Source organism: Micromonospora sp. NPDC050784 (assembly GCF_044456765.1).
Classification (GTDB): Bacteria; Actinomycetota; Actinomycetes; order Mycobacteriales; family Micromonosporaceae; genus Micromonospora; species Micromonospora foliorum.
Genome location: NZ_JBITGG010000025.1, coordinates 95,294 through 108,689 on the forward strand (window position 1 = coordinate 95,294; position 13,396 = coordinate 108,689).

Genomic DNA, 13,396 nt, shown 5'->3' on the forward strand with positions numbered 1-13,396 from the left:
GGGCATCCGCCTGACCTGCGGGAGAGGCCGGCCCGCCGCCGGCTGGGTACGCTTCCGATCATGCGGGTTGACGCGCGAGGCTTCACGTTCGAGGTGACCGTCGACGGTCCGACGGACGGCGCACCCGTCCTGCTGCTGCACGGTTTCCCCCAGCACAGCGGCGAGTGGGACGACGTGGTGCCGACGCTGCAGACGGGTGGGCTGCGCACGTACGCGCTGGACCAGCGCGGTTACTCACCGGGCGCCCGGCCCACGGTGGTGGCCGACTACCGGATCCCCGAGCTCGTCACCGACGTGGTGGCGGTGCTCGACGCGCTCGGGCTGGATGCCGTGCACCTGGTCGGCCACGACTGGGGCGCGATCGTGGCCTGGGCGGTCGCCGCCCGGCACCCCGAGCGGGTCCGCACGCTGACGGCGGTGTCCGTGCCGCATCCGGCGGCCATGGCGCACGCCCTGAGCACCGACGCCCAGCAGAAGGCCCGCTCGTCGTACATCGCGCTGTTCCGCAAGCCGGAGAAGGCGGAGAAGGTGCTGCTGGCGTGGCACGCCACCGCGCTGCGCAAGCTGCTCGGCGGGGTGGGCGACACGGCCCGGGTGAACCGGTACGCCGACCCGATGCGCGAGCCGGGGGCGCTCACCGCCGCGCTGAACTGGTACCGGGCGATGTCCCGCGCCGACCTGGCCGGCGTCGGCCCGGTCGCGGTGCCCACCACGTACGTCTGGAGTGACCGGGACGTCGCCATCGGCCGGACCGCCGCCGAGGCGTGCGAGGCGAACGTCACCGGGGACTACCGCTTCGTACAGCTGCCCGGGGTGAGTCACTGGATCCCGGACGCGGCGCCGGCCCCGCTCGCCGAGGCGATCCTGGCCCGAGTCGGCGGAACGGCCTGAGTGGTGGTGGACGCCAACGGGCTGGCTGGCTCCCAATCGAACGACGGAGGACGTATGACGGTGAGTGCCCAGGACTACCTGGCCGTGGTGACCGAGACGATCGGCCGGGTGGCCGCCAGCCAGCGGGAGGCGGTGGCGCGGGCCGCCGACCTGATCGCCGAGGCCGTCCGCGCCGACGGCGTGGTGCACGCGTTCGGCACCGGGCACTCGGAGGCCCTCGCCATGGAGATCGCCGGACGGGCGGGCGGGCTGGTGCCGACCAACCGGATCGCGCTGCGCGACCTGGTGCTGCTCGGCGGCGAACCGGCCGAACGGCTCGGCCCGCTGCTGGAACGGGACCCGTCCGTCGCGCACCGCCTCTACGAGCTGGCCCCGGTGCGCCCCACCGACGTCTTCGTGCTCGCCTCGAACTCCGGGGTCAACGGCGCGATGGTGGAGTTCGCCACGCTGGTGAAGGAGCGCGGTCACGGGCTGGTGGCGATCACCTCGGCGCAGCACTCCGGCCGGATGACCTCCCGGCACCCGTCCGGGCGCAAGCTGAGCGACATCGCCGACGTGGTGCTCGACAACGGGGCGCCGTACGGCGACGCGACGCTGCCCCTGCCCGGCGGCGGCGCGGTCGGCGCGGTCTCCTCGATCACCGCGGCCCTGCTGGCGCAGCAGGTGACCGTGGAGGTGGTGGCGCGGTTGCTGGCGGCGGGGGAGCGGCCCCCGGTCTACCTGTCGGCGAACATCCCGGACGGCGACGCGCACAACAACGAGCTGGAAGCGCGGTACGCGGGCCGCATCCGACGCGGGTCCTGACATGGTGCCGGTGGCCGACGTGCGTCACCGAGATGAACGGCAGATGTCGTGAACCTGTTTCGCGCTCCGTCGGGTGGGGCATTGGCGTTGCTGCCGGCGGCCGGGACCGCCGGCAGTAGCGTCTCACCGGAGGTAGCGCGTGTCCAAGGAGACCGAGAAGCAGCGCTGGCAGCGCAACTTCGCCGACCTGCTGCAGGAGTTGCGGGTCGCCCAGACCGGCGTGCAGATCCTCTTCGCCTTCCTGCTCACCCTGCCGTTCAGTAACGGGTTCACCGAGACCACGGAGTTCCAGCGGGACGTCTACATCGTGGCGCTGCTCGCGGCCGCCGCCGCCACCGCACTGATCATCTCGCCGGTGGCGTTCCACCGGGCGCTGTTCCGGCAGGGGCGCAAACCGGAGCTGGTCCGCTTCGCCCACCGGATGGCCACCGGCGGCCTCGCCTTCATGCTGATCGCGATGGTCAGCGCGGTGCTGCTGATCACCGACTTCGTGCTGGACCGGCCGATCGCGTTCGTGCTCAGCGCCCTCACCGGAATCTGGTTCCTCATGTTCTGGGTGGCCCTGCCGTTCGCCCGCCGCAACTGGGGTGAGGACGACATCGACGACGATGACGACGACCCGGACACGATCAGCGGTCGCTGACCGCGCCGATCTTCACGCAGCGCTACCCCTGGGTAACAACCGGGGGTAGCGTGACGGTAGTCGCGCACGTCGACGCAGCCGCACCGAGCTTCGAGGGGGCAGCCGTGACCACGACGCAGGACGGCCGACCGGCACCGGACGGCCCCGACTCCGAAACCACCGCCGGCGCCGCCGCGCCACTGCCCGCGGAAGCCGGGCAGGTCACCGAGAAGGAGGCCCGGCAGGTCGCCGAGGCCGCCCGCGAGTCCACCTGGGACCGGCCCAGCTTCGGCAAGGAGCTGTTCCTCGGCCGGTTCCGGCTCGACCTGATCGACCCGTGGCCCCAATCGGATCCGGACGACGTGGCTCGCGCGGAGGAGTTCCTTGGTCGGTTCCGCGCCTTCCTGACCTCCGAGGTGGACGGCGCGGCCATCGAACGGGACGCGTCCATACCCGACTCGGTGTTCCACGGCCTGGCCGACCTCGGCGCGTTCGGCATGAAGATCGACCGGAAGTACGGCGGGCTCGGGCTGAGCAACCTGCACTACTGCCGGGCGCTCATGCTGGCCGGCTCGGTCAGCCCGGCCATCGGCGCGCTGCTCTCGGCACACCAGTCGATCGGTGTGCCGCAGCCGCTGAAGATGTTCGGCACCGCCGAGCAGAAGCAACGCTTCCTGCCCCGGCTCGCCGCCGGTGAGGTGTCCGCGTTCCTGCTCACCGAGCCCGACGTCGGCTCGGACCCGGCCCGGCTGGCCACCATCGCCGAGCCGACCGAGGACGGCACGGGTTACCGGCTCAACGGGGTGAAGCTCTGGGCCACCAACGGCATCGTGGCCACCCTGCTCGTGGTGATGGCCCGGGTGCCGGCCACGGAGGGACGTCGCGGCGGGATCACCGCGTTCGTGGTGGACGGCGACAGCCCCGGCATCACGGTCGAGCGGCGCAACGAGTTCGTCGGCCTGCGCGGCCTGGAGAACAGCCTGACCCGCTTCCACGACGTGTTCGTTCCCGCCGAGAACGTCATCGGCGGCGAGGGCAAGGGGCTGAAGATCGCCCTGACCACCCTGAACACCGGCCGGCTCTCACTGCCGGCCATGTGCGTGGGCGCCGGCAAGTGGGCGTTGAACGTGGCCCGGGGGTGGGCCGCCGACCGGGTCCAGTGGGGACGGCCGGTGGGGGAGCACGAGGCTGTCGCACAGAAGCTCTCCTTCATCGCCGCCACCACATACGGCATGGAGACCATGCTCGACCTCTGCTGCCTGCTCGCCGACGACGACCGCAACGACATCCGGATCGAGGCGGCACTGGTCAAGCTGTACGCCAGCGAGATGGCCTGGAAGATCGCCGACGAGTTGATCCAGGTCCGCGGCGGGCGTGGCTACGAGACGGCCGAGTCACTGGCCGCCCGCGGCGAACGCCCGGCCGCCGTCGAGCAGATGCTGCGCGACCTGCGGATCAACCGGATCTTCGAGGGCTCCACCGAGATCATGCACCTGCTGATCGCGCGGGAGGCGGTCGACGCCCACCTGTCGGTGGCCGGCGACATCATCGACCCGGACGCGGGGCTGGGCCGCAAGGCCCGAGCCGGCGCGCGAGCGGGGGCCTTCTACGCGAAGTGGCTACCGACCCTCGCCGTGGGCCGGGGTCAAAGCCCTTCGGCGTACGCCGAGTTCGGCCCGCTCGCCGCCCACCTGCGCCAGGTGGAACGCTCGTCACGCAAGCTGGCCCGCTCGACGTTCTACGCGATGTCCCGCTGGCAGGGAAAGATGGAGCGCAAGCAGGCGTTCCTCGGCCGGATCGTCGACATCGGGGCCGAGTTGTTCGCGATGTCCGCGGTCTGCGTGCGGGCCACCGCCGAACGGGACAGCCAGCCGGAGAACGTCGAGCTGGCCGACCTGTTCTGCCGGCAGGCGCGGGTGCGGGTGGACGCCCTGTTCGCCGCACTCTGGGACAACACCGACTCGGTCGACACCGCCGCCGCGAAGCGCATCCTCGCCGGCCGGTACGCGGGCCTGGAGGAGGGCGTGCTCACCCCGTCCGACGAGCTGCCCTGGGTGGCCCGCTGGTCGCCCGGCCCGTCCACCGCCGAGGACGTCCGCCGCCGCATCCCCCCAAAGCCCTAACCCGGCCCGGCCGCCGCCGCGCGGGGGCTGGTCGCCGTGCCGGCTCGCCACGCGGGCCTGGCCGCCGTGCCGGCGCCGCCGTGCGAACGACGGCGGCGCGGTCAGCGGCGTCGGTCAGCGGGAGACCGCCCAGGCCAGCACTCCCGCCAGGATCAGGCCGTTGAGCCCGGCCAGGGCCAGGTACGCCGCGGGTGGGATCTTCTTGCCCCGGCGTACGAAGGAGACCAGGACGGCGGCGTAGCCGAGCAGCAGGACGGCGATGACGACGAGGAAGTAGAACACCCGACGACCTTAACGACACCCTCGTCAGGCTGAACCCGCGCCCGGCCGAACGGCTGTTCGTCAATCCACCCCCTGCCTGGTCGATCATGGAGTTGTGGTGGGTCACAAAGCGCCCGCCAAACTCCAAACCGGGCACCACAACTCCTTGATCGACGGGGGTCGGCCGCCGACGAGCGACCTCAGCGGGCCCGGTTACGGAGGCCGAGTTGGCGCAGCTCCAGGGCCGCCAGGGCGTCTACTGTCGCGTCGTCACCGCGCCGCCACGCCTCGGCGACGTCCGGGCCGATCCGGGTCAGCTGGCCCAGTGGTTGGGTGGCCAGCGCGCGCAGGGCGAGCAGGTCCCGGCCGGCCGGCCCGGCGGCCAGCTTCGCCGCGGATCCGGCCCGGCGCATCCAGCGGACCCGCAGCGGCAGCCAACCGAACAGCACGATGCCGAGCGGGAAGATCAGCACCGCGATGGCGAGGGCGAGGGCCAACTGGTCGACCAGGTGCTGCTGGTCGCGGCCGGCGTCGGCGAGCCCTCGGGCGGCGTCGGCGGCCTGCCGAAACGGCGCGGTCAGCTCGTCACCGACCAGCGGCACCCGACGGACCTTGCTGCCGGCGTCGGCGAGGTTGTCGGCGAGCCCACTGCCGGCGCCCTCCAACTTCTGCCCCGGTACGGCGAGCTTCTGCACCAGGTCGTGCAGCCACAGCGCGCCGCGGATCGCCGCGTACACCCAGGCGACGACGAGCAGGTCGGTGAGCAACTGACGGGCGGCGGTCGGAAACCGATCGGCATAGATTTTCACGCCGGCCAGCGTGCCACGAACGCCCCGCTCGGAATAGCCGCGAAGTGAGCCCGGGGAGCCACCGACGGGCGCGGTTGGTCAGCGCGGGCAGGTCGGGCAGGTGCCGAAGATCTCCAGGGTGTGGCTGACGTCGGCGTAGCCGTGCTGCGCGGCGACCCGATCGGCCCAGCTCTCCACGGCCGGGCCGGCCACCTCGACCGTACGCCCGCACACCCGGCAGACCAGGTGGTGGTGGTGCCCTTCGCTGCACCGGCGGTAGAGGTGCTCGCCGCCTGGCGGACGCATCACGTCGATCTCACCGGCGTCGGCGAGCCCCTGCAGGGTGCGGTAGACGGTGGTGAGGCCGACCCGTTCGCCGCGCTGCCGCAGCATCGCGTGGAGGTCCTGAGCGCTGTGGAAGCCTTCCATCTCGCCCAGCAGCGCGCTCACCGCCGAGCGCTGCCGGGTGTTGCGCACCGCGGCGCTGCTCTCGCTCATGATCCCTCCCCGGCGTGGCTGACCGCGTCCGCCACGATGTGCGCGACGTGCTCGTCGACCAGGCTGTAGGCGATCTCCCGGCCCCGGCGGGAGCCGCGCACCACGCCCGCCCCGCGCAACACCCGCAGGTGCTGGGAGACCAACGGTTGCGCCGCGCCGAGCTTCTCCACCAACTCGTGCACGCACCGCTCGCCGCCGGCCAGCTCACTGACGATGGCCAGCCGAATGGGCGCGGACAGGGCGCGGAGCAACTCGCTGGCCCCGTCGAACCCGTCGTAGCCCGTCGCGCTGGTCATTCTGCAACGGTAACCAATACCACCGACGTCCCGCTGATCAGGCTCAGCTCAGCACGACCTCGTGGGGTTCCGGTGTCGGTGCGGCGGTCGGCGTCGTCCGGCGGCGTACGACCCGCCAGGCAGCGCCGGCCACGGCCACCACCAGGAACGAGGCGATCGCCACCAGCACCACCGAGGCGCCCGGCGCGGTGTCCGCCGTGGCCGCCACCCAGACACCCGTGCCGGCGGCGAACAACCCGAGCGCCATGGCGGCGGCCATCGTGCTGCGGAAGCCCCGGGTGACCTGCTGGGCGGTGGCGACCGGCACCACCATCAACGCGCTGATCAGCAGCACTCCGACAGCCCGCATGGCGATGGTCACGGTGACCGCGGTGGCGACCGCGATCAGCAGGTTCAGCGTGCGGACCGGCAGGCCGGAGACCCGGGCGTACTCCTCGTCGTGACTGACCGCGAAGAGCGCCGGCCGCAACGCGATCATCGTGACCAGGATCGCCGCGCCGAGCACCGCGATGGTGGTCAGGTCGGCGGGCGAGATGGTGGTCAGCGACCCGAACAGGTAGGCGTTGAGGTTCGCGCTGGTCGCGTCGGAGAGGCCGACCAGGAGTACGCCGCCCGCGATGCCGCCGTAGAAGAGCAGGGCCAGGGCCAGGTCACCGGAGGTACGCCCGCGGGCCCGGACGATCTCGATGGCGATCGCGCCGATGGTGGCGGCGATCACCGCGACCAGCACCGGTGAGCGGTTGAGCAGTAGCCCCGCCCCGACACCGGTCAGTGCCACGTGCCCCACCCCGTCGCCGATCAACGCCAGCCGGCGCTGCACCAGGTAGATGCCGAGCGCCGGCGCAGCGAGGCCGATCACCAGCGCCCCGATCAGGGCACGCTGCATGTAGGGGTACTGGAAGAGTTCCATGGGTCAGTTGCTCCACAGCCCGGCGGGCTCGTCGTAGCAGTGCGGGTGCACGTGGTCGTGGTCGGGCTCCGCGTGATGGCCGGCCGGGTCCGGTACCGCGCCGTCGTGAACGATGCGGCCCTCGTGGACGACGACGGCCCGGCTGATCACCGGTCGCAGCGGGCCCAGTTCGTGGGCGACGAGCAGCACCGTTCCACCGTCGGCGACGAAGTCGCGCAGCGCACCGGCGAACGCCTCCTGGCTGGCCGCGTCCACCCCGGCGGTGGGTTCGTCGAGAACCAGCAGCTCCGGTTGGCCGGCCAGGGCGCGGGCGATCAGGGTGCGCTGCTGCTGGCCGCCGGAGAGCGTGGACACCGGGTCACCGGCCCGGTCGGCGAGCCCGACCGCCCGCAGCGCGGCGTCGACGGCGGACCGGTCGGCTCGACCCGGAGGACGCAGCACCCCCCGACGGGCCAGCCGTCCGGAGGCCACCACCTCGCGGACGGTGGCCGGCACGCCGCCGCCGGCGCCCAGGCGCTGCGGGACGTACCCGATGCGTGCCCACTGCCGGAACCGGCGCAACGGTCGGTCGAAGAGGGCGACCGAGCCGGCGCTGATCGGCACCAGGCCGAGCACGGCGCGGATCAGGGTGGACTTGCCAGAGCCGTTGGCGCCGAGAATCGCGACCACCTCGCCGGCGGTCACGGTGAGCGAGATGTCCCGGAGCACGGGGCGGCCGTCGTAGCCGACCACCCCGTGCTCGACGGTGATGACAGGTGAGGTCACGAGCAGCTCAAGGCCGTCTGCAGGGTCCGCAGGTTGGTGCGCATCACCGAAAGGTAGTCCCCGTTGCTGCCGGCGGCGAGCCCTTCGATCGGGTCGAGCACGGCGGTCTTCGCGCCGACCTGACCGGCGATGGTCTCGGCCACCTTCGGGCTGACCAGGGTCTCGAAGAAGATCGTGCTGGCCTGGTGCTCCTTCGCCTCCTCGATCACGTGCGCGAGGCGCTGCGGCGAGGGCTCGACGTCCGGGCTCAGCCCGGTGATGCCGACCTGGTCGAGCTGGTAGCGGTCGGCGAGGTAGCCGAACGCGGCGTGGCTGGTGACGATCTCCCGCCGCTGGCAGGTCGCCAGACCGTTCTTGAACTCGCCGTCCAGGGTCGTCAGGTCGGCGCGCAGGGCCGCGGCCCGGGAGGTGTAGTCGGCGGCGTGGTCCGGGTCGGCCTTGCCCAGCCGCTGGGCGAGCTGGTCGCCGATGCCGGCCAGCCGGGTCGGGTCGAGCCAGACGTGCGGGTCCTTGCCGCCGCTCTCCTCGGCGTGCCCCTCCTCGCCCTCATGGTCGTGCCCGCCAGCGGACGCGTCCAGCAGCGGCTGCACGCTGGTCACGTCGAACGCCCGGTCGCCGCCGTTCTGGGCCACGGCGTCGTCCACGGCTGGCTGGAACCCCTTGAGGTAGACGATCAGCTCCGCGTCGCTGACCTCACCGACCTGGCTCGGGTTGAGCTCCAGGTCGTGCGGCTCGGCGCCGGGCTTGGCCAGGTTGGTCACCCGGACCGCGTCGCCGCCGATCCGCTCGGCCAGGAACTGCAGGGGGTAGAACGCGGCCACCACGTCGACTCGCTGAGGGTCGGCGCCGGCGGCACCACCTGTGGAGCAGCCGGCCCCGGCACCCAGGGCGAGCAGGGCGGTCGCGGCGGCCAGGACACGGTACGTGGCGCGGTTGGTCATGTCGTCAACTGTCCGTGGCAACGATAATGATTGTCAAAAACGCATGATTGCATGTCAGAGGAGCTTCGCGAGGCCCACCGTCACCAGCAGGGTCAGCATCACCAGTCGGATCAGCCGGGTCTGCGGCGCCTGAACCGCCCAGGTCGTCGCCAACAGGGCGATCAGGACCCCGGCGAGCGCGAGCGTCAACAGCCCGCCGATCACCCCGGGCGTGAAGAACGCCACCAGCACCACCACAAGGGTGAGCAGGAACACCGACGTCGGGTTCGCCCCGGCCAACCGGGCGAGCAGAGGGCGCTGCGTACGCTGCATCCCACAGACTCTACGAGGAGGAACCCCCGGTGCTGGTGACCAACCGGTTCGTGGTCGACGTCGATACCGCCGACGGCTTCACCGAACGGGCGCACGCCGCCCTCACCGCGCTGGCCGCCCGACCCGGCTACCTGCGCGGCCAACTGGTCCGGGCGCTCGACGACCCCCGGCACTGGTCACTGGTCACCGAATGGGAGTCGGTCGGCACGTACCGGCGGGCGCTGGGCGCCTTCGAGGTCAAGGTCAGCGCCATCCCGCTGCTTGCCGAGTCCGTCGACGAGCCGTCCGCCTACGAGGCGCTGGCCACCGCCGCCCCCGGCGGGGCCGTGGTCGTCGCCGAGAGTGATCGGGCTGCGGGTCCTTACCGCTGAGCCGGCGGACACTACGCTGCTCCTATGACCGCACCCGCCCCGCCACCCGGTCCCGGCGTGGCTCCGCCGTTCGCCGCGCCGCCCACCGAGGGCCGCCGGAACCGGCTCTGGATCGGCCTCGGCGTCGGCGCGCTCGCCCTGGTGCTCTGCTGCGGCGGGGGTGGCACCGCCGTCGTCGGCCTGGCCGTCAGCGGAGTCCAGGCGATCCGGGAACAGGCCCGCACCGTGACCAGCGACTACTACCAGGCGCTGGTCGAGCGGAACTACGGGCGGGCGTACGACCAGCTCTGCGACGACGCGCAGCGGCGTGAGTCCCGGCCGGAGTTCGAGCGGCGCGCCGCCGCCGAACCCCAGGTGACCGCGTTCCGGGTGGGCGAGGTGGACCAGACCGACCTGACCGTGCCGGTCGACGTGACGCTCGCCGGCGGCGACCGGGAGCGGCAGCAGGTCAGCCTCGGGCAGGACGGGCAGACCGGGGGCGTGGAGGTCTGCGAGGTCAGCTGACCCGCCCCCGGTATTCTGCTGGGCTCGGGGGGACGGTGGTCGTACCGTTGTCCCCGAACCGACCGTTCCATCCACATCTCGCCCCCGCCGACCGCCAGCCGGCGTAGGAGGAAACATGCCAGCCGACCGTATCGACGCCGTCGTCAGCCTCGCCAAGCGCCGAGGCTTCGTCTTCCCCTCCAGTGAGATCTACGGGGGCACCCGATCGGCGTGGGACTACGGCCCGCTCGGCGTGGAGCTCAAGGAGAACGTCCGCCGGCAGTGGTGGAAAACCATGGTCCAGCAGCGCGACGACGTCGTCGGCCTGGACTCCGCGGTAATCCTGGCCCGCAAGGTGTGGGAGGCGTCCGGCCACATCGCCGAGTTCGTCGACCCGCTCACCGAGTGCCAGTTCTGTCACAAGCGGTTCCGGGCGGACCACCTGGAAGAGGCGTACGCCGAGAAGCACGGCAAGCCGCTGACCTCCCTGGCGGAGCTGAACTGCCCCAACTGCGGCAACAAGGGCACCTTCACCGAGCCGAAGATGTTCAACGGCCTGATGAAGACCTACCTGGGCCCGGTGGAGAGCGACGAGGGGCTGCACTACCTGCGCCCGGAGACCGCGCAGGGCATCTTCGTCAACTACAAGAACGTCGAGACGGTCGCCCGCAAGAAGCCGCCGTTCGGCATCGCGCAGACCGGCAAGTCGTTTCGCAACGAGATCACCCCGGGCAACTTCATCTTCCGGACCCGCGAGTTCGAGCAGATGGAGATGGAGTTCTTCGTCGAGCCGGGCACCGACGAGCAGTGGCACGAGTACTGGCTCCAGGAGCGCTGGAACTGGTACCTCGACCTCGGCCTCTCGGCGGACAATCTGCGTCTCTACGAGCACCCCAAGGAGAAGCTGTCGCACTACTCGAAGCGGACGGTGGACATCGAGTACCGCTTCCAGTTCGGCGGCACCGAGTTCGCCGAGCTGGAGGGTGTCGCCAACCGCACCGACTTCGACCTCTCCACGCACAGCAAGCACTCCGGCGTCGACCTGTCGTACTTCGACCAGAGCAAGAGTGAGCGCTGGATGCCGTACGTCATCGAGCCGGCCGCGGGTCTGACCCGCGCGGTGCTCGCCTTCCTGTTGGAGGCGTACGACGAGGACGAGGCGCCGAACACCAAGGGCGGCGTGGACAAGCGCACCGTGATGCGGTTCGACCCGCGGCTCGCCCCGGTCAAGGTGGCGGTGCTGCCGCTGTCCCGCAACGAGGCGCTGTCGCCCAAGGCCAAGGACCTCGCGACGCTGCTGCGCAAGCGCTGGGTGGTGGAGTTCGACGACTCGCAGGCGATCGGGCGTCGCTACCGCCGGCAGGACGAGATCGGCACCCCCTTCTGCGTCACCGTCGACTTCGACACCCTGGACGACAACGCGGTGACGGTGCGCAACCGGGACACCATGGCCCAGGAGCGCGTCTCCCTGGACCAGGTCGAGCGCTACCTGATCGAGCGTCTCCCCGGCTGCTGAGACTCCGCGCACGGGGCCTCGGCCGACGCGATAAGCGCCGGTCGGGGCCCCGTACACTTGTCCGGTGACTGCCTCGACCGTGCCCGCGTTGCGCCCGCTGACTCTCGGCCAGCACCAGGTGTGGCCGCCGGTCGTGCTCGCGCCGATGGCCGGGATCACCAACATCGGGTTCCGTCGGCTCTGCCGCGAGCAGGGCGGCGGCATCTACGTCTGCGAGATGATCACCACTCGGGCGCTGGTCGAGCGCAACCCGAAGACGCTGCGCATGATCGCGTTCGGTGACGACGAGAAGCCCCGCAGCCTCCAGCTCTACGGCACCGATCCGGAGATCACGGCCGCCGCCGTGCGGATCGTCGTCGAACGCAACCTGGCCGATCACATCGACCTCAACTTCGGCTGCCCCGTACCCAAGGTCACCCGGCGTGGCGGCGGCGCGGCGCTACCGTGGCGGCGCCGGCTCTTCGCGCGACTCGTGCGGGCTGCGGTGGCCGCCGCGTCACCGTCCGGGGTGCCGGTCACGGTCAAGATGCGCAAGGGCATCGACGACGACCACCTGACGTACGTCGAAGCCGGGCTCGCCGCCCAGGAGGCCGGCGTGGCCGCGGTGGCCCTGCACGGGCGCACGGCCTCGCAGCGCTACTCGGGCACCGCCGACTGGGACGCGATCGCCACGCTGAAGCAGGCCCTCGACGTGCCGGTGCTCGGCAACGGCGACATCTGGGAGGCCGACGACGCGCTGCGCATGGTGGCCCACACCGGCGTCGACGGCGTGGTCGTCGGGCGCGGCTGCCTGGGCCGACCGTGGCTCTTCGCCGACCTGGAGGCCGCCTTCAACGGTCGGCCGGAGCGGCGGCTGCCCACCCTCGGCGAGGTGGCGCTGACCATGCGCCGGCACGCCGAGCTGCTGGTCGACCAGTTCTCGGCCGGTGCCCGCAACCCGGCCCGAGGCGAACGGGACGGCTGCACCGACTTCCGCAAGCACGTCGCCTGGTACCTCAAGGGCTTCCCGGTCGGCGGCGAGCTGCGCCGCTCGCTGGCGATGATCGAAAGCCTGGCGCAGCTCGATGACCTGCTCGGCAAACTCGACCCGGCGGAGCCGTTCCCGGTGACCGCCCTGGGTCAGCCGCGCGGTCGTACCAACTCGCCCGGCAAGGTCGCCCTGCCGGAGGGCTGGCTGGCCAGCCGAGACGACGACACGGTCCCCGAGGGTGCCGAGATGGACGACTCCGGCGGCTGAGCCCTTGGCCGGTCGCGCAGAGATGCCCCGCGGACATCCCTTCCGAACGCGGCCTCGGCGCGGAGGCTGAGCATCTGAGTTCGGCGCCCTTTCGAGCTGATGTCGCGAACGAATCACCCGCTCGGCTCGGTCGGCCATGCCCCTGATTCGTCTACGACATCAGCTCCAAAGGACCCGTGACATGGTCCGCGCGGTAGCCCGCTCTGGTCGGGTGTTTCGGTTCGGTGGGTGGCTTGCCGGGGTCGGGTGGCATGGCCAGCTCGGTTGGCCCCTCGACGTCGTTCGAGCCTGCCGAGGGCGGGTGGACAACGACCCGGTCATGCCGAAGGGCCGGACCCTGGTGGGGTCCGGCCCTTCGTCGCGGTGCGGTGTGGGTCAGCTGGTGGCGTACCCGCGGGTGGCGATCCAGTCCGCGAGGTGCTCGGTGCTGATCCAGTAGGAGGCGGTGTTCGGGTCGGCGGAGTCGGCGATCTTCACCGTGTCGCCGTTGTCGCGGTAGCCGACGACGCTGATGTAGTGCCCGCCCTCGTAGGAGTGGGTGGTGCCGTCGGTGTCGGTGCTGGTGCCGGCGATGTTGG

Annotated in this window: 16 protein-coding genes and 1 pseudogene; 8 read left to right on the forward strand and 9 right to left on the reverse strand. The window is 71.6% G+C overall.

Annotated elements, in window-relative coordinates; all coding sequences use genetic code 11:
* Positions 1 to 60: 60 nt before the first annotated feature.
* The 4 genes from ACIBD9_RS27940 to ACIBD9_RS27955 all read left to right on the forward strand — a co-directional run bounded on the left by ACIBD9_RS27940 (position 61) and on the right by ACIBD9_RS27955 (position 4,440).
* Positions 61 to 891 (forward strand): alpha/beta fold hydrolase, encoded by an 831-nt coding sequence (locus tag ACIBD9_RS27940; RefSeq protein ID WP_396722093.1) that lies wholly within the window; start codon positions 61 to 63, stop codon positions 889 to 891.
* 54 nt (positions 892 to 945) lie between these two features.
* Positions 946 to 1,695 carry a sugar isomerase domain-containing protein gene (locus ACIBD9_RS27945; RefSeq protein ID WP_396722095.1) on the forward strand — a complete coding sequence of 250 codons (750 nt, stop codon included), beginning with the start codon at positions 946 to 948 and terminating at the stop codon, positions 1,693 to 1,695.
* Between the two features lie 139 nt (positions 1,696 to 1,834).
* Positions 1,835 to 2,338, forward strand: a complete 504-nt coding sequence (locus tag ACIBD9_RS27950) for a DUF6328 family protein (RefSeq protein WP_387172103.1) — start codon at positions 1,835 to 1,837, stop codon at positions 2,336 to 2,338.
* Positions 2,339 to 2,442: 104 nt separating this feature from the next.
* Positions 2,443 to 4,440, forward strand: a complete 1,998-nt coding sequence (locus tag ACIBD9_RS27955; RefSeq protein WP_396722097.1) for an acyl-CoA dehydrogenase family protein — start codon at positions 2,443 to 2,445, stop codon at positions 4,438 to 4,440.
* A gap of 114 nt (positions 4,441 to 4,554) precedes the next feature.
* Here ACIBD9_RS27955 and ACIBD9_RS27960 read toward each other — a convergent pair whose 3' ends face one another.
* The 8 genes from ACIBD9_RS27960 to ACIBD9_RS27995 all read right to left on the reverse strand — a co-directional run bounded on the left by ACIBD9_RS27960 (position 4,555) and on the right by ACIBD9_RS27995 (position 9,211).
* A complete protein-coding gene (locus tag ACIBD9_RS27960) occupies positions 4,555 to 4,722 on the reverse strand; it encodes a hypothetical protein (protein ID WP_167337361.1) in 168 nt (55 codons plus the stop codon).
* A 179-nt stretch (positions 4,723 to 4,901) separates the two neighbouring features.
* Positions 4,902 to 5,510 carry a hypothetical protein gene (locus tag ACIBD9_RS27965; RefSeq protein ID WP_396722099.1) on the reverse strand — a complete coding sequence of 203 codons (609 nt, stop codon included), beginning with the start codon at positions 5,508 to 5,510 and terminating at the stop codon, positions 4,902 to 4,904.
* A 78-nt stretch (positions 5,511 to 5,588) separates the two neighbouring features.
* Positions 5,589 to 5,987 (reverse strand): Fur family transcriptional regulator, encoded by a 399-nt coding sequence (locus tag ACIBD9_RS27970; protein ID WP_091409697.1) that lies wholly within the window; start codon positions 5,985 to 5,987, stop codon positions 5,589 to 5,591.
* Positions 5,984 to 6,283: a metalloregulator ArsR/SmtB family transcription factor gene (locus ACIBD9_RS27975; protein ID WP_030338189.1), complete on the reverse strand. Its 300-nt coding sequence runs from the start codon at positions 6,281 to 6,283 to the stop codon at positions 5,984 to 5,986. Before ACIBD9_RS27975 ends, ACIBD9_RS27970 begins: the two co-directional genes overlap by 4 nt.
* A 43-nt stretch (positions 6,284 to 6,326) precedes the next feature.
* Entirely contained in the window at positions 6,327 to 7,193 is an 867-nt protein-coding gene (locus ACIBD9_RS27980; RefSeq protein WP_387172094.1) for a metal ABC transporter permease, read from the reverse strand.
* A 3-nt stretch (positions 7,194 to 7,196) separates the two neighbouring features.
* On the reverse strand, positions 7,197 to 7,958 hold the full coding sequence (locus ACIBD9_RS27985) for a metal ABC transporter ATP-binding protein (RefSeq protein ID WP_396722101.1): 762 nt from the start codon (positions 7,956 to 7,958) through the stop codon (positions 7,197 to 7,199).
* Entirely contained in the window at positions 7,955 to 8,899 is a 945-nt protein-coding gene (locus ACIBD9_RS27990; RefSeq protein WP_396722102.1) for a metal ABC transporter substrate-binding protein, read from the reverse strand. The genes ACIBD9_RS27985 and ACIBD9_RS27990 overlap by 4 nt, the downstream gene beginning before the upstream one ends.
* A gap of 54 nt (positions 8,900 to 8,953) precedes the next feature.
* Positions 8,954 to 9,211 (reverse strand): hypothetical protein, encoded by a 258-nt coding sequence (locus ACIBD9_RS27995; RefSeq protein WP_030338196.1) that lies wholly within the window; start codon positions 9,209 to 9,211, stop codon positions 8,954 to 8,956.
* A 29-nt stretch (positions 9,212 to 9,240) separates the two neighbouring features.
* Between ACIBD9_RS27995 and ACIBD9_RS28000 the strand changes: the two genes are divergently transcribed.
* The 4 genes from ACIBD9_RS28000 to dusB all read left to right on the forward strand — a co-directional run bounded on the left by ACIBD9_RS28000 (position 9,241) and on the right by dusB (position 12,818).
* On the forward strand, positions 9,241 to 9,582 hold the full coding sequence (locus tag ACIBD9_RS28000) for an antibiotic biosynthesis monooxygenase family protein (RefSeq protein WP_396722104.1): 342 nt from the start codon (positions 9,241 to 9,243) through the stop codon (positions 9,580 to 9,582).
* Positions 9,583 to 9,606: 24 nt separating this feature from the next.
* Entirely contained in the window at positions 9,607 to 10,086 is a 480-nt protein-coding gene (locus ACIBD9_RS28005) for a hypothetical protein (RefSeq protein ID WP_387172088.1), read from the forward strand.
* Positions 10,087 to 10,201: 115 nt separating this feature from the next.
* Positions 10,202 to 11,581 (forward strand): glycine--tRNA ligase, encoded by a 1,380-nt coding sequence (locus ACIBD9_RS28010; RefSeq protein ID WP_203150767.1) that lies wholly within the window; start codon positions 10,202 to 10,204, stop codon positions 11,579 to 11,581.
* A gap of 64 nt (positions 11,582 to 11,645) precedes the next feature.
* Positions 11,646 to 12,818 (forward strand): tRNA dihydrouridine synthase DusB, encoded by a 1,173-nt coding sequence (gene dusB / locus ACIBD9_RS28015; RefSeq protein WP_396722106.1) that lies wholly within the window; start codon positions 11,646 to 11,648, stop codon positions 12,816 to 12,818.
* A gap of 375 nt (positions 12,819 to 13,193) precedes the next feature.
* On the opposite strand, the pseudogene ACIBD9_RS28020 reads toward dusB, so the two are convergent.
* Positions 13,194 to 13,396: pseudogene (locus ACIBD9_RS28020) on the reverse strand (phytochelatin synthase); the annotation flags it as partial.

What these genes read in the sequence shown, in the direction of transcription:
- ACIBD9_RS28005 (WP_387172088.1), top strand. Translation starts at nt 9,607, where the DNA reads ATGACCGCACCCGCCCCGCCACCCGGTCCCGGCGTGGCTCCGCCGTTC.
- ACIBD9_RS27980 (WP_387172094.1), bottom strand. Translation starts at nt 7,193, where the DNA reads ATGGAACTCTTCCAGTACCCCTACATGCAGCGTGCCCTGATCGGGGCG.
- ACIBD9_RS27975 (WP_030338189.1), bottom strand. Translation starts at nt 6,283, where the DNA reads ATGACCAGCGCGACGGGCTACGACGGGTTCGACGGGGCCAGCGAGTTG.
- ACIBD9_RS27990 (WP_396722102.1), bottom strand. Translation starts at nt 8,899, where the DNA reads ATGACCAACCGCGCCACGTACCGTGTCCTGGCCGCCGCGACCGCCCTG.
- ACIBD9_RS27940 (WP_396722093.1), top strand. Translation starts at nt 61, where the DNA reads ATGCGGGTTGACGCGCGAGGCTTCACGTTCGAGGTGACCGTCGACGGT.
- ACIBD9_RS28010 (WP_203150767.1), top strand. Translation starts at nt 10,202, where the DNA reads ATGCCAGCCGACCGTATCGACGCCGTCGTCAGCCTCGCCAAGCGCCGA.
- ACIBD9_RS27995 (WP_030338196.1), bottom strand. Translation starts at nt 9,211, where the DNA reads ATGCAGCGTACGCAGCGCCCTCTGCTCGCCCGGTTGGCCGGGGCGAAC.
- ACIBD9_RS27970 (WP_091409697.1), bottom strand. Translation starts at nt 5,987, where the DNA reads ATGAGCGAGAGCAGCGCCGCGGTGCGCAACACCCGGCAGCGCTCGGCG.
- ACIBD9_RS27945 (WP_396722095.1), top strand. Translation starts at nt 946, where the DNA reads ATGACGGTGAGTGCCCAGGACTACCTGGCCGTGGTGACCGAGACGATC.